The following is a 19,995-nucleotide window of genomic DNA, read 5'->3' as shown; positions in this document are numbered from 1 at the left end:
GCGGCGGGACGTGGGCGCGGGGCGGCGCGGGCGCGGGGCGGCGCGCGGCGGCTCCGGCCGGACGCCGGGCGGCCCTCGCGGCGCCGGACCATACTGGACCGGTGATCTCGATCGAGCGGGCGGAGCTGCTGCAGGCGGCGGGGCTGCGCTGGACGCCCCGCTCGGGCGACCGGTTCGCGCTGCGCCAGCCGGCGCTCGCGGGCGAGGTCTTCACCATCAGCGAGATGACCATCGAGCCGCACGCGTACCCCACGGGCACCGTCCTCGGCTTCAACGGCACGACCGAGTGGGCGCTGGACTCCGTGACCCAGGACGACGCCCTGTGGCTGCCCCGGGAGGACCAGCTCCGCGAGCTGCTGGGCGGGACGTTCCGCAGCCTGGCGCGTGCCCTCGACGGCTCCTACCTCGTGGTCGCCGAGCTCCCCGGGCAGCCGGAGCGGTCGTTCGCCGCGGCGGACGCTGCCGACGCCTACGCCGACGCCGTGCTGGCCCTGGTCTCGGCGGCGCGCGTCTGAGACCCGCGCCCGCCGCCCGGCCGCACCGGACCTGTGGACGACGCCGGCCGGGGGCCGTTCCGCGACTAGACTCGCGGCCATGTCCTCCCTCTCTCGTGACGAGGTCGCGCGCGTCGCGGGCCTGGCGCGGATCGACCTGACCCCCGAGGAGCTCGACCGCCTCGCGGGCGAGCTCGACGTGATCGTCGAGTCGGTCGCCCGGGTCAGCGAGGTCGCCACGCCCGACGTGCCGGCCACCAGCCACCCGCTGCCGATGACCAACGTGTTCCGCCCCGACGTGCCCGTGCAGCCGCTGACGCAGGAGCAGGCCCTGTCGGGGGCGCCCGCGTCGGAGGACGGCAAGTTCCTCGTCCCGCAGATCCTCGGGGAGGAGTGAGATGACCGACCTGACCCGTCTCTCCGCCGCGGAGATCGCCGACAGGCTCGCTGCGCGCGAGGTCACCAGCGTCGAGGTCACGCAGGCGCACCTGGACCGGATCGCCGCCGTCGATCCCGCCGTGCACGCGTTCCTGCACGTCTCGGCCGAGGAGGCGCTGGCCACGGCCGCCGACGTCGACGCGCGCCGCGCCGCGGGCGAGGACCTGCACCCGCTCGCGGGCGTGCCGATCGCCGTCAAGGACGTCGTCGTCACCCAGGGCCTGCCGACCACCGCCGGCTCGAAGATCCTCGAGGGCTGGGTGCCGCCGTACGACGCGACCCTGGTCGAGCGGATCAAGGCCGCCGGCCTGCCGATCCTCGGCAAGACCAACATGGACGAGTTCGCCATGGGGTCGTCGACCGAGCACTCGGCCTACGGCAACACGCACAACCCCTGGGACCTGGAGCGCATCCCCGGCGGCTCCGGCGGCGGGTCCGCCGCGGCGGTCGCGGCCTACGAGGCCCCGCTGGCCATCGGAACCGACACCGGTGGCTCGATCCGCCAGCCGGGCGCCGTCACCGGCACCGTCGGCGTGAAGCCGACGTACGGCTCGGTCTCCCGCTACGGCCTCATCGCGCTGGCCTCGTCCCTGGACCAGGCCGGCCCGGTCACGCGCACCGTGCTCGACTCGGCCCTGCTGCACGAGCTGATCGGCGGCCACGACCCTCGCGACTCGACGTCCATCCCGGAGCCGCTGCCCGGCCTGGTCGCCGCGGCCCGCGAGGGCGCCTCCGGTGACCTCACCGGCGTGCGCGTCGGCGTGATCCGGGAGCTGCAGGGCGAGGGCTACCAGCCGGGCGTGCTCGCGCGGTTCGAGGAGTCCCTGGAGCTGCTCCGCGGCGCGGGCGCCGAGATCGTCGAGGTCTCCTGCCCGCACTTCGAGTACGCCCTCGGCGCCTACTACCTGATCCTGCCGTCCGAGGCGTCCAGCAACCTGGCCAAGTTCGACGGCATGCGGTTCGGCCTGCGGGTCGAGCCGTCGGAGGGCCCCGTGACCGCCGAGCGCGTCATGGCCGCGACCCGCGGCGCGGGCTTCGGCGACGAGGTCAAGCGCCGCATCATCCTCGGCACCTACGCGCTGTCGGCGGGCTACTACGACGCCTACTACGGCTCGGCGCAGAAGGTCCGCACGCTCATCCAGCGCGACTTCGCCGCCGCGTTCGAGCAGGCCGACGTGCTGGTCTCCCCGACGGCGCCCACCACGGCGTTCAAGCTCGGCGAGAAGCTCGACGACCCGCTGGCGATGTACCTCAACGACGTGGCCACCATCCCGGCGAACCTCGCCGGCGTGCCGGGCATGTCGCTGCCGAACGGCCTGTCGGACGACGGCCTGCCCGTCGGCTTCCAGGTGCTGGCCCCGGCCAAGGCCGACGACCGGCTGTACCGCGTGGGCGCCGCGCTCGAGGCGCTGCTGGAGAAGAGCTGGGGCGGCCCGCTGCTCGCCGAGGCTCCTGAGCTGGAGGTGGGCGAGTGAGCACCCGGACCGTCGACCTGGTCGACTACGACGAGGCAGTGTCCCGGTTCGACCCGGTGATCGGCATCGAGGTGCACGTCGAGCTCGGCACCGCCACCAAGATGTTCGACGGCGCCCCGCAGACGTTCGGCGCGGAGCCCAACACCGCCGTCACGCCGGTGTCCCTCGGCCTGCCGGGGGCACTGCCGGCCGTCAACGGCACCGCGGTGGAGTACGCCATCCGCATCGGCCTGGCGCTGAACTGCGAGATCGCGGAGTCGTGCCGGTTCGCACGGAAGAACTACTTCTACCCGGACGTCCCCAAGAACTTCCAGACGTCGCAGTACGACGAGCCGATCGCCCACGACGGGTACCTCGACGTCGAGCTGGAGGACGGCACCGTGTTCCGCGTGGAGATCGAGCGCGCGCACATGGAGGAGGACGCGGGCAAGAACACCCACGTCGGCGGGTCCACGGGCCGGATCCACGGTGCGGAGTACTCGCTCGTCGACTACAACCGCGCGGGCATCCCGCTCGTGGAGATCGTCACCCGGCCGATCACCGGCGCGGGCGAGCGCGCTCCGGAGGTGGCCCGGGCGTACGTCCAGACGCTCCGCGACATCTTCCGCGCCCTCGAGGTGTCGGAGGCCCGCATGGAGCGCGGCAACGTGCGGGCGGACGTCAACGTGTCGCTGCGCCCGACGCCGACCTCGCCGCTGGGCACCCGCACCGAGACCAAGAACGTCAACTCGTTCCGGTCCGTCGAGCGCGCCGTCCGGTACGAGATCAGCCGGCAGGCCGCGATCCTCGACGCCGCGGGGACGGTCACGCAGGAGACCCGGCACTGGCACGAGGACACCGGCGTCACGACGGCGGGCCGCGTGAAGTCGGACGCCGAGGACTACCGGTACTTCCCGGAGCCCGATCTGGTGCCCGTCGCCCCGTCCCGCGCGTGGGTCGAGGAGATCCGCGCCGCGCTGCCCGAGCTCCCCGCCGCGCGGCGGCGCCGGCTGCAGGGCGAGTGGGGCTACGCCGACGCCGAGATGCGTGACGTGGTCAACGCCGGGGCCGTCGAGCTGATCGAGGCGACCGTGGCCGCGGGAGCGAGCCCCGCGGCGGCCCGCAAGTGGTGGATGGGCGAGCTCGCGCGCACCGCCAAGACCCAGGACGTCGAGCTCGGCGAGCTCCCGATCACCCCGACGCAGATCGGCCAGCTCCAGCAGCTCGTCGACGCGGGTCGGATCAACGACAAGCTCGCGCGGCAGGTGCTCGAGGGCGTGCTCGCGGGGGAGGGCGACCCGGAGGCGGTCGTCGTCGCGCGCGGGCTCGAGGTCGTGTCGGACGACGGACCCCTGCTCGAGGCGATCGACGCCGCGCTCGCGGCCCAGCCCGACATCGCCGAGAAGATCCGCTCCGGGAACCTCGGGCCGGTCGGCGCGATCATCGGGTCGGTCATGAAGGCCACCCGCGGTCAGGCCGACGCCGGGCGCGTGCGCGAGCTCGTGCTCGAGCGGGTCGCCCAGGGCTGACCTCAGCGCGGCGGCGGCGCCCCCCGGGTGCGCCGCCGCCGTGCGGGGCCCGAGCCCGAGTGGTCCGAACGCGTGCCGGAACCGAGCCCGCGCGGTCCGAACGCGTGCCGGGCCCGAGCCCGCGCGGTCCGAACGCGCGGTGAGCCCGAGCCCGCGGCCCGAACGCGTGCGGGCCCACGCTCTGCGCGCGCCCGAAACATGCCCGTGACCGTGCCTGCCTAGGCTCGGGCGCGACGACAGGAGGCCTGATGGACAAGCCGACGCTCGAGGGCGAGATGATCCGCCTGCGGCCGATCCGGGCAGAGGACGCGCCGGCGATGTGGGACATGGTCAGCGACCCGGAGGGGATGCGGACCACGGGGACGACGACCGTCTTCACGCGCGAGCAGGTCGAGCGCTGGTGCGCGACCGTCGCCGGCCAGCCGGGCCGGATCGACCTGGCGATCACGGCGAACGGGTCCGACGAGTACCTCGGCGAGATCGTCCTCAACGAGATCGACGAGGTGGTCGGCTCGGCCAACCTGCGACTCGTCATGCGGCCGGCGTACCGGGGGCGGGGCTACGGCACGGAGGCGATCGAGCTGGTGCTCGGGCTGGCGTTCGACGGCATCGGGCTGCACCGCGTCGGCCTGGACGTGCTGAGCATCAACGCCCGCGCGTTCTCGCTGTACGAGAACATCGGGTTCCGCGTCGAGGGGCGGCTGCGTGACGCCTACCGCGACGGGGACGGCTGGTGCGACGCGATCATGATGGCGATGCTCGAGGACGAGTACCGCGCGCTGCGCACCGCCTGACACCCGCCCGCCGGAGGACGCACGCCGCCGTCCCCGCCGCCCGGGACAGCACGAGGCGCCGGCCCCCCGGAGGGAGGGGACCGGCGCCTCGAGTCGGTGCGGCTCAGACGAGCCAGCGGTTCTTCTGCACCAGCGGCAGGCTCTTCCACCAGCGGCCGAGGCCCCAGGTGTCGCCGCCCGCGGCGAACGCCACGAGGATCAGGGCCAGCGCGTAGACGATGTGGTAGTCGACCAGCGGGTTGGTCGAGCCCGACTGCAGCGGCCACTCGGCGGCCCACATCATGAGCATGATGGCGGTGCCGGCGACGGCGGCCACGCGGGTGCCGATGCCGAGCATCACGGCCGCGCCGACGCCGAGCATGCCGAGCATGAACAGCACGTCGGTGACCGGGCTGGCGATGCCCTGGAAGAAGCCCTGGAACGGGCCGATGACAGCGGGGCTGTTGAGGAAGCCCTGGCTGGGCGCGCCGCCGTTGACCCAGGCGTTCTCGGAGGGGGTCGAGTAGCCCAGGCCGAAGGTCTTGTCGAGGAAGGCCCAGAGGAAGATGAAGCCGGTCGCCAGGCGCAGGGCCGCGAGCGTCCGGCGCGCGCCGACCGACGTGATGACGTCGTCGTGCGTGCGGGTCTCGGCGGTGCCGCTGGTCCGGGTGGGGGTGATCGTGGCCATCGTCTGCTCACGTCCGTTCAGGTAGGTCGTCGTCCTTGTGATGACATTCCCAATCTCCACCCGCGTGGGGCCCGACGCCTTGGCCGAAAGTCCCAGGTCCCCGCCCAGGGCGGTCGGGATGGCCCGAAATGGCCCCTTCGTGAGGGTGGACCGGGACTTTGGGCCCACCGTGAGGAGGGTGGACGTCGGCCGTGGCCGCAGCGACCGGTGCCCGGACGCGACGAGACCGGGACCTGGGTCCCAGGGCGACGCGCCGAGGCGCCCGCCCCGCAGCAGCGGGACGGGCGCCTCGGGTCGGTGCGGCGACGGGGCCGGCGGTTCCGGCGCCCGCCCGCCGTGGATCAGCGCAGCCAGCGCTGCGCGCGGACCACCGGCAGCTCGCGCCACCAGCGCCCCAGCCCCCACGTGTCGCCGGCCAGGCAGGTCGCCAGCACGACGAGGGTCAGCGCGTAGATGATGTGGTAGTCGACCAGCGGGTTGGTGGAGCCCTCGACGAGCGGCCACTCGGCCATCCACATCATCACCATGATGATCGAGCCGGACCACGCGGCGACGCGCAGCCCGATGCCGAGCATCACCGCGGCGCCGACGCCGAGCATGCCGAGCATGAACAGCACGTCCGTCAGCGGGCTGGCGATGCCCTGGAAGAAGCCCTGGAACGGTCCGACGACGGCGGGGCTGGTGAGGAAGCCCTGGCTCGGCGTCCCGCCGTTGACCCAGGCCCGCTCGGACGGCGTGGCGTAGCCGAGCCCGAACGTCTTGTCGAGGAACGCCCACAGGAAGATGAAGCCGGTGGCGAGGCGGGTCAGGGCCAGCACGCGGCGCGCGCCGAGGGAGGTGACCACCTCCTCCTGGGCCGGCAGGGCGGTGGTGGTGGTGGAGCTGCTGCGAGGTGTCACGGTCGCGGTCATGAGAGCCTCCGGTCGGGTTCACGTCTTTGTGACGACGTTCCCAATCTGGCGCCGGCCGTCCGGGGCGCGCACGGGTCGAAGGTCCCGGGCCCTCCGGGGACGGCCCGCGCGACCGGTTCCGGGGGGCCGGCGAGGCTCCTCGACGGGACCGAGGTCCCGGTCAGGGAGGCTCAGCGCGTCGTCCCGTGCAGCCCGTCGACCGGTTCGGCGCGTCGCCCGGCTCGGCCCGTCGCCCGGTTCGGTGCGTCGCTCGGCTCGGCGCGCCGGCTCAGCGCATCGACTGGTACGCGCCGAGGCTGACCGCACGCTCCTGCGCGTGGTCGACGACGCGCTCCGGGTAGCCGGGGGCGGCGGAGCGCGGCAGCTTCCAGGGCTCGTGCACCGCGCGCCCGGGGACGTCGCGCAGCTCGGGCACCCAGCGGCGCACGTAGCGACCGTCGGGGTCGAACCTCGTGCCCTGCGTGACGGGGTTGAAGATCCGGAAGTACGGTGCCGCGTCACGTCCGGTCCCCGCGACCCACTGCCAGTTGAGCTGGTTCTGCGGCACGTCGCCGTCCACCAGCCAGGCCATGAAGTGGTCCGCGCCGCGCTGCCACCGCACGTGCAGGTCCTTGACCAGGAACGACGCGACGACCATCCGCACGCGGTTGTGCATCCAGCCCTCGTGGCGGAGCTGCCGCATCCCGGCGTCGACGAAGGGGTAGCCGGTGCGTCCTGCGGCCCAGGCGTCGAACGCCTCCTGCTCGCGGGTGCCCGTCGCCCACGCGTCCTCGGGCAGGACGGGCGTCAGCGACTCCCGCGCGGCCCGCGGGTGGTGCAGCAGCACGTCGGCGTGGAACTCGCGCCAGGCGATCTGGCTGCGGAACGTCTCGGCGCCGTCTCCGCGCCGGCGTGCCAGGTCGGCCAGGACGGTGCGCGGGTGGATCTCGCCCCACTTGAGCGGGACCGACAGGCGCGACGTGCTGTCGAGGTCCGGCCGGTCGCGCTCGTCGGCGTAGCGCGCGACCCCGCCGTCCAGCACCTCGGCCCAGCGCTCGAGCGCGGCGATCTCGCCGGCGTGCGGCAGCTCCAGGCCGTCCGGCACCGGGGCGTCGGGGACGGCCTCGCCCCGCCCGGCGTCCGCGAACGCCACCCGGCGGGCTGTCGCCGCCGCGTCCGGGGCCGGGGAGTGCCAGCCGTGCTCGCGCCACGCCCGCCGGAACGGGGTGAACACCTGGTACGGGTCGCCCGCGGCGTTGCGGACCCGCCCGGGCGTGACGGCATAGCTCGATCCCGTCCGGACCAGGGGGACGTCGTCGTCGGCGAGCAGGCGCTCGAGCGCGTCGTCGCGGCGCCGCCCGTACGGCTCGACGGAGGCCGCGACGTGGACCCCGGAGGCCCCCACCTCGCGGGCCACGCCCGGCACGACGTCGCGGGGGTCGCCGTGCCGCACGAGAAGCCGCCCGCCGGTCTGCTCGTCGAGCGCCGCGAGGCTCCGGGCCAGGTACGCGCGGCGCGGAGCCCCCGCGGCCGCCCAGAGGCGCGGGTCCAGCACGTACAGCGCCACGACGTCGCCCTCGTCGGCCGCCGCGTGCAGCGCCGGGTTGTCGCCGAGGCGCAGGTCGCGACGGAACCAGTGGATGGCGGTCATCGGCCGACCGTAGCCACACCGACCGGAGCCCGCGAGCCTGGCGGACGTCCCGCCCGGCGCGTGCCGCGCGGGGCGGAGCGGGCAGGGCGGGGGAGCCGGCGGCACGGGCGGCCCGGCCGCACGTCCCCGGGCAGACGTCGAGGCACCACCGGCCCGGGCGATGAGCCGATGGTGCCTCGACTGGGGGTACCTGGGACGGGTCGTCGTCACCAGGTGACCAGGCTGGACCGCGGGCTGGTGGCCCGGTGGCCGCCCCGGGGGAGAGACGGCCGGTGGTCCGACACCGAGTTCAGGGTCCCGCGCGCGCCGACCGCGCGGATGGGCCGATGGTCCCGATCTCGCGGCGCCCGCGGGTGCTTCCCCCCGGCGGGTCAGCCCCCGGCGACGGCGTCGGCGTGCGCGTCGACGGCCGCCCGCAGGTACGCGGCGAGCCCCGGCGCGACGGCGTCGTACGTCGCCCGGAACCGCGGGTCGTCCGTGTACGTCGCGGCCAGCCCCCGGTAGGCCTCCGGCGTGGGGGTCCAGAACAGCGACACCCACGCGTGGTGGCGGGCGACGAGGTCGCGGACGGCGGGGTCGCCCGCGGGCGTGCCGGCGCGCAGGGCGTCGGCGAGCGCCTCGCTGAGCGCACGGCCCTCGGCCTGGTGGGCGGTCCGCTCCTCGTCGGACATCGACTCCCAGGCCCGGTTGCTGCGGTCCACGGCGGCGTCCCCCCAGCGCTCGCGCGCCTCCGGCTCGTAACGGCGGTGGTCGAAGCCCTCGTACAGGTGCTCGACGGACATGACGGTGCCCCCTTCCAGGGACTCGACGGTGGAGGCGACGGTGCGGGCGAGCCGGTCGAACCGGTCCCGCTCGGCCAGCAGCCAGGTGTGGTGCTCGCGGAGCCGTGCGGCCTGCGCGGCGGGGTCGTCCCGTGCGTCGAGGACCCGGGCGATGCCCGCGAGACCGACGCCGAGCTCCCGCAGCACCAGCACCTGCTGCAGCCGCAGCAGCTCGGGGCGCCCGTACACGCGCTGGCCACCCGGCGCGGTGCCGACGGGACGGACCAGGCCGATCGCGTCGTAGTGGCGCAGGGTGCGCGACGTGACGCCCGACAGGCGCACGAGCTCCGCCGTGGTCCACCGCTCGGTGCCCGGGCCGGTGCTCGTCATGGTCGCTCCTCCGCCTCCGACGGCGGGAGGTCCGCCGTCGTCGACCGACCGTAGGCGTTGACGTCGCGTCAACCGCAAGCCCCGGGCCGTCGGGGATGTCGGACCCCGGTGGCAGGCTCGGCGCATGGAGACCTCCTCGCCCGGCTCCGCGCAGCCGACAGGCCCGTCCGCGGGTGCCGCCCGCCCCGTCGTCGGCCCCGCCGCGGCCACGGCCCGCGTCGATGCCCGCCACTGGCGGGTGCTGCTGCTGTGGCTGCAGGCCGCGTTCCGCACCGGCGACCTCGCCACCGGTGCGGCGCTCGTCGCGCGGGTCGCCGCGGAGGCGGAGCGGCTGGGTGCGCGGCCGGACGTCACCCTGCGCCCCGACCAGGTCCACGTGCGCACGACCACCGGGTCCGCCCACGGGCTCACCGAGACCGACCTCGCGCTCGCGGACGCCGTGTCCCGCGCGGCGGACGAGCTGGGCGTCGCGGGGGACCCCGGGCTCCTCACGTCGCAGGAGGTGGCGGTCGACGCGCTGGACATCCCGGCGGTCGCGCCGTTCTGGCGAGCGGTGCTCGGCTACCGCACCGAGCCGGGCACGGACCCCGACGACCACGTGCTCGCCGACCCCGCCGGTCTCGGCCCGGGCTACTGGTTCCAGCAGATGGACGCCCCGCGGCCCCAGCGCAACCGCATCCACGTGGACGTGACCGTCCCGCACGACCAGGCCGAGGCCCGCGTAGCCGCCGCGCTCGCGGCCGGGGGCAGGCTGGTGTCGGACAGCCGCGCACCCGCGTTCTGGGTGCTCGCCGACCCGGAGGGGAACGAGGCGTGCGTCTGCACGTGGCAGGAGCGCGGGCTGGGCTGAACGCCGCCCGGGCGCGGCGACGGTCCAGCCGCAGCCCGGGCGCGGTGACCGTCCAGCAGCTGGTCGATCACAGGGCGGACGTGCCGCACGCTCCCGGCCAGCACGGACGTACCGTGTCCGGGCGTCACCGCGGCGGCGACGCCCTGCACGTCCGAAGGAGCTGTCCCGTGAGCCGTCCCCTGCGCTCCCGTACCTCGACCCACGGCCGCAACATGGCCGGCGCCCGCGCGCTGTGGCGGGCCACCGGCATGGGCTCGGAGGACTTCGGCAAGCCGATCATCGCCATCGCGAACTCGTACACGCAGTTCGTCCCCGGCCACGTGCACCTCAAGGACATGGGCGACCTCGTCGCCTCGGCGATCCAGGAGGCCGGCGGCGTCGCGAAGGAGTTCAACACCATCGCGGTCGACGACGGCATCGCGATGGGCCACGCCGGGATGCTCTACTCGCTGCCCAGCCGCGACCTCATCGCCGACTCGGTCGAGTACATGGTGCAGGCGCACTGCGCGGACGCCCTGGTGTGCATCTCGAACTGCGACAAGATCACCCCCGGCATGCTGAACGCCGCGCTGCGGCTCAACATCCCGGTGATCTTCGTGTCCGGCGGCCCGATGGAGGCCGGCAAGGCGGTCGTCGCGGACGGCGTCGCGAAGACCCACCTCAACCTCATCAACGCGATCAACTACTCCGCGGACGACGCCGTCTCCGACCAGGCGCTGGCCACGGTCGAGGAGAACGCCTGCCCGACGTGCGGCTCCTGCTCCGGCATGTTCACGGCGAACTCGATGAACTGCCTGACCGAGGCGCTGGGCCTGTCGCTGCCGGGCAACGGCTCCACGCTGGCGACGCACAGCGCCCGCCGCGAGCTGTTCCTCGAGGCCGGCCGGACGATCGTGGACCTGGCGCGCCGCTACTACGAGGACGAGGACGACACGGCGGCGCCGCGCGGCATCGCGACCCGGGCGGCGTTCAGCAACGCCATGACCCTGGACGTCGCCATGGGCGGCTCCACCAACACGGTGCTGCACATCCTGGCGGCGGCGCAGGAGGCGGGCGTCGACTTCACGCTCGCCGACATCGACGCGCTGAGCCGCCGCGTGCCCTGCCTGTCGAAGGTCGCCCCGAACCACCCCGACTTCCACATGGAGGACGTGCACCGCGCGGGCGGCATCCCCGCGCTGCTGGGCGAGCTCGACCGGGCGGGCCTGCTCGACCACGACGTCACGAGCGTGCACACCCCCACGCTGCGGGAGTGGCTGGACGACTGGGACATCCGCGGCGGGAAGGCCACCGAGCGCGCCGAGGCGCTGTTCCACGCGGCGCCGGGCGGCGTGCGCACCACGCAGGCGTTCTCGACCTCGAACGTCTGGGAGTCCCTCGACACGGACGCCGAGAACGGCTGCATCCGGGACGTCGCACACGCCTACACGGTCGAGGGCGGCCTGGCGGTGCTGCGCGGCAACCTCGCCGAGGACGGCGCGATCATCAAGACGGCCGGCATCGACCCGGACGTCTTCCACTTCGTCGGGCGGGCGCTGGTCTGCGAGTCGCAGGACGAGGCGGTCGACAAGATCCTGCGCAAGGAGGTCGAGCCGGGGCACGTCGTCGTCGTGCGCTACGAGGGCCCCGCCGGCGGCCCGGGCATGCAGGAGATGCTCTACCCGACGTCCTTCATCAAGGGCCGCGGTCTCGGCAAGGTCTGCGCGCTCATCACCGACGGCCGGTTCTCCGGCGGGTCGAGCGGCATCTCGGTCGGCCACGTCAGCCCGGAGGCCGCGGCCGGCGGGACGATCGGCCTGATCGAGGACGGCGACGAGATCGAGATCGACGTCGAGACCCGGCTGATCCGCGTCAACGTCCCCGACGAGGTGCTCGCGGAGCGCCGCGCCAAGATGGAGGCGCGCGAGAACCCGTGGCAGCCGGTGGCCCGCGACCGGTACGTGTCCCCGGCGCTGCAGGCGTACGCGGCGATGGCGACCAGCGCGGACCGCGGTGCCGTCCGCGACGTGAGCCGCATCCGCCGCGGTTGAGCTCCCGGCCGGGCCGGGAGCCACGACGCCCGGTCCGGCCGCCCGCCACGCGCGCCACGCCCGACCTGTCCGGGGCGCGCCGCGCCGCGCGCGCCTACAGTCGGCTCATGACGACCACGGGCGGGACCACCCCGGACATCGACATCAAGCCGCGCTCCCGGCAGGTGACCGACGGCATCGAGGCCACGGCGTCGCGCGGCATGCTCCGCGCCGTCGGCATGGGCGACGACGACTGGGTCAAGCCGCAGATCGGCGTCGCGAGCTCCTGGAACGAGATCACCCCCTGCAACCTGTCGCTCCAGCGGCTCGCGCAGGCGGTGAAGAACGGCGTGCACGCCGGCGGCGGCTACCCGCTGGAGTTCGGCACCATCTCGGTGTCGGACGGCATCTCCATGGGCCACGAGGGCATGCACTTCTCGCTGGTGAGCCGCGACATCATCGCGGACAGCGTCGAGACCGTGATGCAGGCCGAGCGCCTGGACGGCTCCGTGCTGCTGGCGGGCTGCGACAAGTCGCTGCCCGGCATGCTGATGGCGGCCGCGCGGCTCGACCTGGCGAGCGTGTTCGTGTACGCCGGGTCGATCATGCCCGGCTGGGTGAAGCTCGAGGACGGCACCGAGAAGGACGTCACGCTGATCGACGCGTTCGAGGCGGTCGGCGCGTGCGCCCGCGGCCTGATGTCGCAGGGTGACCTCGACCGGATCGAGCGCGCGATCTGCCCGGGCGAGGGCGCCTGCGGCGGCATGTACACCGCGAACACGATGGCGTCGGTCGCCGAGGCGATGGGCATGTCGCTGCCCGGCTCCGCGGCCCCGCCGAGCGCCGACCGCCGCCGGGACAACGTCGCGCTGCGGTCCGGCGAGGCCGTGGTCGAGCTGCTCCGCAAGGGCATCACCGCCCGGCAGATCATGACCAAGGAGGCGTTCGAGAACGCGATCGCGGTGGTCATGGCGTTCGGTGGCTCCACCAACGCGGTGCTGCACCTGCTGGCGATCGCGCACGAGGCCGAGGTCGAGCTGACGCTGGACGACTTCAAGCGGGTCGCCGCGCGGGTGCCGCACCTGGGCGACCTGAAGCCGTTCGGCAGGTACGTCATGGCGGACGTCGACCGGATCGGCGGCGTGCCCGTCGTCATGAAGGCCCTGCTCGACGCGGGCCTGATCCACGGCGACTGCCTCACGGTCACCGGCAGGACCGTCGCGGAGAACCTCGCCGACGTCGCACCGCCGGACCCGGACGGCAAGATCCTGCGTGCGCTCGACAACCCGATCCACCACACCGGCGGCATCACGATCCTCGACGGCTCGCTGGCCCCCGAGGGCGCCGTCGTGAAGTCCGCCGGGTTCGACACCGACGTCTTCGAGGGCACCGCCCGGGTGTTCGAGCGGGAGCGCGCCGCGCTGGACGCCCTGGAGGACGGCACCATCCAGGCCGGCGACGTGGTGGTCATCCGGTACGAGGGCCCGAAGGGCGGTCCGGGCATGCGCGAGATGCTGGCGATCACCGGGGCCATCAAGGGCGCCGGCCTCGGCAAGGACGTGCTGCTGCTGACCGACGGCCGGTTCTCCGGCGGCACGACGGGTCTGTGCGTCGGCCACGTCGCGCCCGAGGCGGTCGATGCCGGTCCGATCGCGTTCGTCCGCGACGGCGACCGGATCCGGCTGGACGTCGCGAACGCCACGCTCGACCTGCTGGTGCCGGAGGAGGAGCTCGCCGCCCGCCGCGTCGGTTGGGCGCCGCTGCCGCCCCGCTACACCCGCGGCGTGCTGGCGAAGTACGCCAAGCTCGTCCAGTCCGCGTCGACGGGGGCCGTGCTGATCTGACGCGGGCGGACCCCGACCCGGGGCCCGCGCGCCGTCGGCCCGCGCGCCGTCAGCCGCCGGTGAGCACCTGCGCGCCGAGGTACTTCTGCGACATGGAGATCTTCGTGGCGAGCGTCCGCCACGAGCCGTCGATCACGGCGGCGCCCGAGGTGAGCCCGTTCGCCTCCGTCCCGGTGAACCACGGGCCGCCGCTGTCCCCGGGCAGCGCGGTGTCGGTCTGCGTGGCGAACAGCCCGCAGTACAGGAGGCCGAGCGGCTGGTAGCAGACGTTCGTCAGGTACACGGTGTCGCAGGTGTAGCCGGACGTCATGCCCCACTTGCACACGCTCTGACCGACCACCGGGTCGCTCGCGCCCGTGGCCACGCGGAAGTCGGAGACGGCGGTCGCGCGGAACTGCGCGGTGGGCCGGGCGGTCCCGATCAGGCGGTGGAGCTGCAGGTCGATGGCGTTGCCCGCGGGCGTGGTGCGCGCGACGCCCGCGAACTGCAGGAGGCTCGAGGTGGAGCCGAAGTGCAGCTTGTTCGCGCAGTGCCGGGCGGTGATGAGGCCCCGCTCGGCCCCGCGCCGCACGGTGAAGCCCGCGGTGCACTCGGGCCGGTGGTCGGAGGCGAGGCGCAGCACGGCGCCGCCGAAGATGTCCCGGGCGAGGGTGTCGGAGTCGGCGGCGGGGTCGAACTGCACCTCGACGGGGACGGGGAGGACGCCACCCGCCGCCTCGTCCGCCACCGCGTCGGCCGCGACCGCCTCGAGCCCCGCGGTCAGCGAGGGGTCCTCCGTGCGGCCGTCGCCGTACTGCACGGTGACGCCCTCGCCGCCGGGCTCGGCGAACGCGACGACGGCCGCGTCGGGCTGCGCGGCGGTCACCGCCTGCAGGGCGGTCGCCGTGACGTCCTCCAGCTCGGCCTGCGTCGCCGGGGCGCCCCACCGCACCTCGACGGTCAGGGGCAGCCCGGCGACCTGCTCCAGCACGTCGGGGGAGGGCTGGTCGGTGAACAGGATCCACGCGTCGGCCTGCGCCGTCGGCTCGAGCGCGGCCCCGGCGTACACGTCGGCGTGCTCCGCGGCGAGGGACGCCACGAGCTCCGCGAACCGCCCCTGGGCGCGCAGCGCGGCGACCTGCTGCTCCGTCGCCCCGGCACCCCCGCCGGCGAGGTAGGCGGACAGGTCCTGCTCCTCGGCCGCCGTGAGGGTCGCCGTGCCGCGCCCGTGCACCACGGTGGACGCCGGGTCGCCGGTCGGACGGACCTCGTGCGGTGCTGTCGCGGACGCGGGGCCGGCGAGCCCCGCCCCGAGCACCGCCAGCACCGTCGCCGCGGTGACCGCGGCCCTCGCTCGACGCACGTCGACCCCCTCGCTCGTCCTGTCCCTCCCGACCCTAGAGCGTGCCGCTGCGCGCCGTCCGCCGGTTCGGCCACGCGGCGGCCGGTGCCGCCGCTAGGGTCGGCCGCGGGCACCGGCCACGCGGCGTCCGCGGCACCGACGGAGGACGATGACCGACCTGGCCCCGCCCGGCACGACCGCGGTCAGCACCCGCGGCCTGCGCAAGACGTACCGTCACCGCGGCCGCCGGGTCGTCGCCGTCGGCGGCCTGGACCTCGACGTGCCGCTCGGCGGCGTGCACGGGTTCCTCGGCCCGAACGGCGCCGGCAAGACCACGACCATCCGGATGCTGCTCGGCCTGGTGCGCCCCGACGCGGGCAGCGTGCACGTGCTGGACCGGCCCGTCCCGGCGGCGCTGCCCGACGTCGTCCGGCGCGTGGGCGCCATCGTGGAGTCGCCGCGGTTCTTCCCGGCGTTCTCGGGTCGCCGCAACCTGGAGCTGCTCGCCGCGGCGATCGGCACCCCGCCGGCGCGGGTCGACCGGGTGCTCGCGGACGTGGGGCTGGCCGACCGCGCCGGCAGCCCGTTCCGCACCTACTCCCTGGGCATGAAGCAGCGCCTCGCGATCGCGGCGACGCTGCTGAAGGATCCGGAGCTGGTGATCTTCGACGAGCCGACCAACGGGCTGGACCCGGCGGGCATCCGGGAGGTGCGCCAGACGATGCGCTCGCTCGCGGACGCCGGCCGCACCGTGCTGGTGTCGAGCCACATCCTGGCCGAGGTGCAGCAGGTGGCGGACACCGTCTCGATCGTCACGCAGGGCCGGCTGGTCGCGAGCGGGCGGGTCGAGGACCTGGTCGCCGGTGCCGGCACGCAGGAGGCGCGGGTCGGTGTGGAGGAGCCGGAGCGGGCGGCCGCGGTGCTGTCCGCCCGGGGCTGGTCGGTGCGTCCGGACGGCGCCGGCGCGCTCGTCGTGGGCGGCGCCGCACCGGCCGAGATCACGCGGGCGCTCGCCGAGCAGGGGCTGTTCCTGCACGAGCTCGTCCCGGCGCGGGCCGACCTCGAGCAGGTGTTCCTCGCCCTGACGGGCACGGCCGCCGCGCCGGGAGCCCCCGGGCAGGGCGCCGGCCCCGCGCCGTACCAGGGCCGACCGGCCCCGCACGGACGGCGGGCCCGCTCGTGACCGGGCTCGTGCGCGTCGAGGCGCGGCGGTTCCGGTACCGCGCGGCGATCCGCTGGCTCGCGGTGCTGTCCGTGGTGGCGGCGCTCGCGGTCGTCGCGGGCGTGCTGGTCTCGGTCCGGCCGCCGTCGGCGGAGGCGGTGGCGAGCGCCGAGCAGCAGCTCGCCCTCGCGCAGGAGGACTGGGAGGCCCACGGCGAGCAGTACCTCGAGGACTGCCGCAGCGGCGAGGAGCAGGAGCGCGCCACGAACCCGGACGTCGACTGGGGGTGCGACAGCCTGGAGCCGCGGCTCGAGCAGTACCTGCCGGGGCAGCCGACCTTCGCGGACGGCGCCCGCGGCTGGCTCACGGGGGCCTCGGTGCTCGTGCTCCTGCTCGCCTTCGCCTCGGGCGTGACGTTCGTGACCGCGGAGATCGCGGCCGGCTCGCTGGGCACCTGGTTGACGTTCGTGCCGCAGCGCGGCCGCGTCTACGCGAGCAAGGTGGTCGTCGCGGCCGTGGGCGCGCTCGTGCCGGCCGCGGCGGCGCTCGCGGTCACCGTGGCCGGGTCGTGGGCGGCCGCGGCGCTGTACGACACGCTCGGCGGCACGACGGCCGAGGTGTGGCGCGCGCTCGGCGACCAGGCGGCGCGGACGCTCGCGGCGGCGGCGGTGCTCGGCGCGGTCGGTGCCGCGCTCGGCTTCCTCGTGCGCAGCGCGGCCGGCGCCCTGGGGGTGGGCATCGGCTGGCTGCTGCTCGTCGACAGCGTGCTGGCCGGCATCGTCCCGGCGCTCACCCCGTGGACGCTGCGCGCCTCCCTCCAGGCGTGGCTGGCCGGAGGCACGTCGTACTGGGTCGAGGAGCCGTGCCCGCCGCTCGACGGCGCCCCGCAGGCGGGGTCGTGCACCGTCGAGCGGACGCTCTCGATGCTGCACGGCGGGGTGCTGCTCGCCGTCGTGGCCGCGGCGCTGGTCGCGCTCGGGGCGGTGGTGCTGCGCAGGCGCGACGTCGACTGACCTCGGCGCCCGCCCGCGTGAGAGGGTCGCGGCATGGCTTTCACCGTCGAGGACGCGCCGTGGTGGACCCGCGCCACCGTGTACCAGGTCTACCCGCGCTCGTTCCAGGACTCCGACGGCGACGGCGTCGGCGACCTCCGCGGCATCGCGTCGCGGCTGGACCACCTGGAGGCGCTGGGCGTCGACGTCGTGTGGCTGTCGCCGATCTATCGCTCGCCGCAGGACGACAACGGGTACGACATCAGCGACTACCAGGACGTCGACCCGGTGTTCGGCACGCTGGCGGACCTGGACGAGCTGATCGCGGCGATGCACGCCCGCGGGATGAGGCTCGTCATGGACCTGGTCGTGAACCACACGTCGGACGAGCACCCGTGGTTCGTCGAGAGCCGGTCGTCCGTCGACTCGCCGAAGCGCGACTGGTACTGGTGGCGCCCGCCCCGCGAGGGAATGGCGCCGGGGCAGCCGGGCGCGGAGCCGACCAACTGGCACTCGTTCTTCTCCGGCTCCACGTGGGAGCTCGACGAGGCGTCGGGCGAGTACTACCTGCACCTGTTCAGTCGCAAGCAGCCCGACCTCAACTGGGAGAACCCGGAGGTCCGGCAGGCCGTGTACGCCATGATGCGGTGGTGGCTGGACCGCGGGGTCGACGGCTTCCGCATGGACGTCATCAACCTCATCTCCAAGGACACCTCGCTGCCCGACGGCCCCGTCGTGGCGGGCGTGTGGGGCGACGGCAGCGCGCACTACACCGACGGCCCGCGGGTGCACGAGTTCCTGCAGGAGATGCACCGCGAGGTGTTCGACGGCCGGGAGGGCGCCCTGCTCACCGTGGGCGAGACGCCCGGCGTCACGCTGGAGGAGGCGCTGCGGTACACCGACCCGGCGCGGCGCGAGGTCGACATGGTGTTCCAGTTCGAGCACGTCGGCCTGGACCACGGACCGGGCGGCAAGTTCGACCCGCGGCCGCTGCGGCTCACCGACCTCAAGGCGACGTTCGGGCGCTGGCAGGCCGGGCTCGCGGACGCCGGCTGGAACAGCCTGTACTGGGACAACCACGACCAGCCGCGCGTCGTGTCGCGGTTCGGGGACGACGGCCGGTACCGGCGGGAGTCCGCGAAGGCGCTCGCGACCCTGCTGCACCTGCACCGCGGGACGCCGTACGTCTACCAGGGTGAGGAGCTCGGGATGACGAACGCGCACTTCACGCGGTTCGACCAGTACCGGGACATCGAGTCGCTGAACCACGTCGCGCAGTCCCGGGCGCTGGGCACCGCCACCGACGAGCAGCTCCTCGCGGGGCTGGCCGCGATGAGCCGGGACAACGCGCGCACGCCCGTGCAGTGGGACGCCTCGCCGCAGGCCGGGTTCACGACCGGCACGCCCTGGCTGGCGGTGAACCCCAACCACGTCGAGGTCAACGCCGCCGCCGAGCACGCCGACCCCGCGTCGGTGCTGCACCACTACCGGCGACTGATCGCGCTGCGGCACAGCGACCCCGTGGTCGCGCTCGGCGACTTCACGATGCTGCTGCCGCAGGACGAGCAGGTCTACGCGTTCACGCGGACCCTGGGGGACGACGCGCTGCTGGTGGTGGTCAACGTCTCGGGGCGGGACGCGTCCGTGGACCTCGGCGACGACTGGCCGGCCGCGCCGGACGGCACCTGGGGCGAGCTGGTGCTCGGCACCCACGACGAGCCGGGGGAGCCGACGGTGCTGCGCCCGTGGGAGGCGCGGGTGGTGCGGCGGCGGTGAGTCAGCTCACCGACCGCTGGACGTCCACGACGATCCGCAGCGGGTCGTCGAGCAGGGAGACCTCGTACGGCGCCGACGGGTCGGTCAGCCCGAGGAACACCTGCGCCTGGCCCTCGAACATGCCGGTGAACTCGGCCCCGGTCACCACGGTGCCGCCCGGGGCGCGGCTGCCGGGCGCGAGCTGGGTGGCGCCCGTCTCGTGCGGGTAGCCGAGGCCGGTGACGGTGAGCGCGAGCACGCCGTCACCGGTGAGGTCGACCACCTCGCCGGTCGGGTCGGTCACGGCCTCGTGCTGCCGCTCGACGTGCCATCCCGGGGTGCCGGTGCCCGTGAGGTCCACGACGACCCGGTCGAAGCCGGGGTGGGTGCCGGACCGCAGCCCGGTGACCGTGAGCTGCGCGTCGTCGGAGGGCTCGGCGTCGGTGCCGCTGTCCCCGGCGGGGGTCCGGGTGGCGGTGCCGGAGGGCGCGGGCGCGGGGCGGTCCGTCCCGGGGGAGGGCGTGGCGGCGGGCGCGCTCGCCGACGGCGGGGCGGACGCGTCGTCCGGTCCCGCGTCGGGCGCGGCGCCCCGGCCGCACGCGGCCAGCAGCAGCGCCGCCGGGACGAGGACGGCGAGCAGAGGACCTCGGGCGACCGTCATCATCGCCTCAGGCTAGGAGGGCGTCGGTCGTCCGCGCGCGCGGGAGCCGGTGCCCGGCGCGACCGCCCATCAGGTGGACTCGTGCACCACGATGTGAGACGGCGCCGCGGTGGCGTGACAGCCCGTCGGCGACAGGCGTAGGGTCACGGACATGCGGACGAACCTCCTCGTAGTACTTCCCGGGCGCGCCGGCTGAGGCCACGCACGGAAGGCCTCGTCAGCGCGCGCACCCCTCGACCCGCCCCATCCGGGGGCTCGAGGGGTTTTTTCGTGCCGACGGACGCCACCGGCGGCACCACCCGCACCACCCGCACCACGCTCCACCAGCACCGA

At 74.8% G+C, this 19,995-nt stretch carries 17 protein-coding genes; 11 read left to right on the top strand and 6 right to left on the bottom strand.

From position 1 onward, the window contains the following. The first annotated feature begins 101 nt into the window (after window positions 1–101). The 5 genes from AAHH18_RS09280 (at window position 102) to AAHH18_RS09260 (ending at window position 4,709) form a co-directional block, all read left to right on the top strand. Window positions 102–515, top strand: coding sequence for a pilus assembly protein CpaE (locus AAHH18_RS09280; RefSeq protein WP_283320983.1), 414 nt, complete (start codon window positions 102–104; stop codon window positions 513–515). Window positions 516–594: 79 nt separating this feature from the next. Next, the gene (gatC, locus tag AAHH18_RS09275) at window positions 595–891 is read left to right on the top strand and encodes an Asp-tRNA(Asn)/Glu-tRNA(Gln) amidotransferase subunit GatC (RefSeq protein ID WP_283320982.1); all 297 of its coding nucleotides are present in this window, start codon (window positions 595–597) and stop codon (window positions 889–891) included. Between the two features lies 1 nt (window position 892). Continuing rightward, complete coding sequence (gene gatA, locus AAHH18_RS09270) at window positions 893–2,407, top strand: Asp-tRNA(Asn)/Glu-tRNA(Gln) amidotransferase subunit GatA (protein WP_283320981.1); 1,515 nt, start codon at window positions 893–895, stop codon at window positions 2,405–2,407. Then, on the top strand, window positions 2,404–3,915 hold the full coding sequence (gene gatB, locus AAHH18_RS09265) for an Asp-tRNA(Asn)/Glu-tRNA(Gln) amidotransferase subunit GatB (protein ID WP_283320980.1): 1,512 nt from the start codon (window positions 2,404–2,406) through the stop codon (window positions 3,913–3,915). The genes gatA and gatB overlap by 4 nt, the downstream gene beginning before the upstream one ends. Before the next feature lie 248 nt (window positions 3,916–4,163). Next, complete coding sequence (locus AAHH18_RS09260; RefSeq protein ID WP_283320979.1) at window positions 4,164–4,709, top strand: GNAT family N-acetyltransferase; 546 nt, start codon at window positions 4,164–4,166, stop codon at window positions 4,707–4,709. A gap of 103 nt (window positions 4,710–4,812) precedes the next feature. Here AAHH18_RS09260 and AAHH18_RS09255 read toward each other — a convergent pair whose 3' ends face one another. The 4 genes from AAHH18_RS09255 to AAHH18_RS09240 form a co-directional block, all read right to left on the bottom strand. Then, the gene (locus AAHH18_RS09255; protein WP_343301409.1) at window positions 4,813–5,376 is read right to left on the bottom strand and encodes a DoxX family protein; all 564 of its coding nucleotides are present in this window, start codon (window positions 5,374–5,376) and stop codon (window positions 4,813–4,815) included. A gap of 341 nt (window positions 5,377–5,717) precedes the next feature. After that, window positions 5,718–6,287, bottom strand: a complete 570-nt coding sequence (locus tag AAHH18_RS09250) for a DoxX family protein (protein WP_343301408.1) — start codon at window positions 6,285–6,287, stop codon at window positions 5,718–5,720. A gap of 268 nt (window positions 6,288–6,555) precedes the next feature. Further along, window positions 6,556–7,917 (bottom strand): cryptochrome/photolyase family protein, encoded by a 1,362-nt coding sequence (locus AAHH18_RS09245; RefSeq protein ID WP_343301407.1) that lies wholly within the window; start codon window positions 7,915–7,917, stop codon window positions 6,556–6,558. Window positions 7,918–8,288: 371 nt separating this feature from the next. Further along, complete coding sequence (locus tag AAHH18_RS09240; protein WP_283320975.1) at window positions 8,289–9,068, bottom strand: MerR family transcriptional regulator; 780 nt, start codon at window positions 9,066–9,068, stop codon at window positions 8,289–8,291. Between the two features lie 124 nt (window positions 9,069–9,192). Between AAHH18_RS09240 and AAHH18_RS09235 the strand changes: the two genes are divergently transcribed. From AAHH18_RS09235 to ilvD (AAHH18_RS09225), 3 genes are all read left to right on the top strand, one after another. Next, window positions 9,193–9,918, top strand: a complete 726-nt coding sequence (locus AAHH18_RS09235) for a VOC family protein (protein ID WP_343301406.1) — start codon at window positions 9,193–9,195, stop codon at window positions 9,916–9,918. A 212-nt stretch (window positions 9,919–10,130) separates the two neighbouring features. Beyond that, on the top strand, window positions 10,131–11,948 hold the full coding sequence (gene ilvD / locus AAHH18_RS09230; protein WP_459349108.1) for a dihydroxy-acid dehydratase: 1,818 nt from the start codon (window positions 10,131–10,133) through the stop codon (window positions 11,946–11,948). Window positions 11,949–12,055: 107 nt separating this feature from the next. Next, on the top strand, window positions 12,056–13,771 hold the full coding sequence (ilvD, locus tag AAHH18_RS09225; RefSeq protein WP_283320972.1) for a dihydroxy-acid dehydratase: 1,716 nt from the start codon (window positions 12,056–12,058) through the stop codon (window positions 13,769–13,771). 49 nt (window positions 13,772–13,820) lie between these two features. On the opposite strand, the gene AAHH18_RS09220 is transcribed toward ilvD (AAHH18_RS09225), so the two are convergent. Beyond that, complete coding sequence (locus AAHH18_RS09220) at window positions 13,821–15,113, bottom strand: S1 family peptidase (protein WP_343301404.1); 1,293 nt, start codon at window positions 15,111–15,113, stop codon at window positions 13,821–13,823. 148 nt (window positions 15,114–15,261) lie between these two features. Here AAHH18_RS09220 and AAHH18_RS09215 point away from each other — a divergent pair, with 148 nt between their 5' ends. From AAHH18_RS09215 to AAHH18_RS09205, 3 genes are read left to right on the top strand one after another with little or no spacing between them, the layout of a single operon-like run. Next, window positions 15,262–16,275 carry an ABC transporter ATP-binding protein gene (locus tag AAHH18_RS09215; protein WP_283320970.1) on the top strand — a complete coding sequence of 338 codons (1,014 nt, stop codon included), beginning with the start codon at window positions 15,262–15,264 and terminating at the stop codon, window positions 16,273–16,275. Further along, a complete protein-coding gene (locus AAHH18_RS09210; protein WP_283320969.1) occupies window positions 16,272–17,267 on the top strand; it encodes an ABC transporter permease subunit in 996 nt (331 codons plus the stop codon). Before AAHH18_RS09215 ends, AAHH18_RS09210 begins: the two co-directional genes overlap by 4 nt. A gap of 33 nt (window positions 17,268–17,300) precedes the next feature. After that, the gene (locus AAHH18_RS09205) at window positions 17,301–19,022 is read left to right on the top strand and encodes a glycoside hydrolase family 13 protein (protein WP_343301403.1); all 1,722 of its coding nucleotides are present in this window, start codon (window positions 17,301–17,303) and stop codon (window positions 19,020–19,022) included. 1 nt (window position 19,023) lies between these two features. Here AAHH18_RS09205 and AAHH18_RS09200 read toward each other — a convergent pair whose 3' ends face one another. Then, on the bottom strand, window positions 19,024–19,665 hold the full coding sequence (locus tag AAHH18_RS09200) for an AMIN-like domain-containing (lipo)protein (RefSeq protein WP_343301402.1): 642 nt from the start codon (window positions 19,663–19,665) through the stop codon (window positions 19,024–19,026). Window positions 19,666–19,995 lie beyond the last annotated feature (330 nt).

Origin of the sequence: Cellulomonas olei, from assembly GCF_039548315.1 — a bacterium.
GTDB lineage: Bacteria > Actinomycetota > Actinomycetes > Actinomycetales > Cellulomonadaceae > Cellulomonas.
This window is presented reverse-complemented; position numbering and strand designations above follow the sequence as displayed.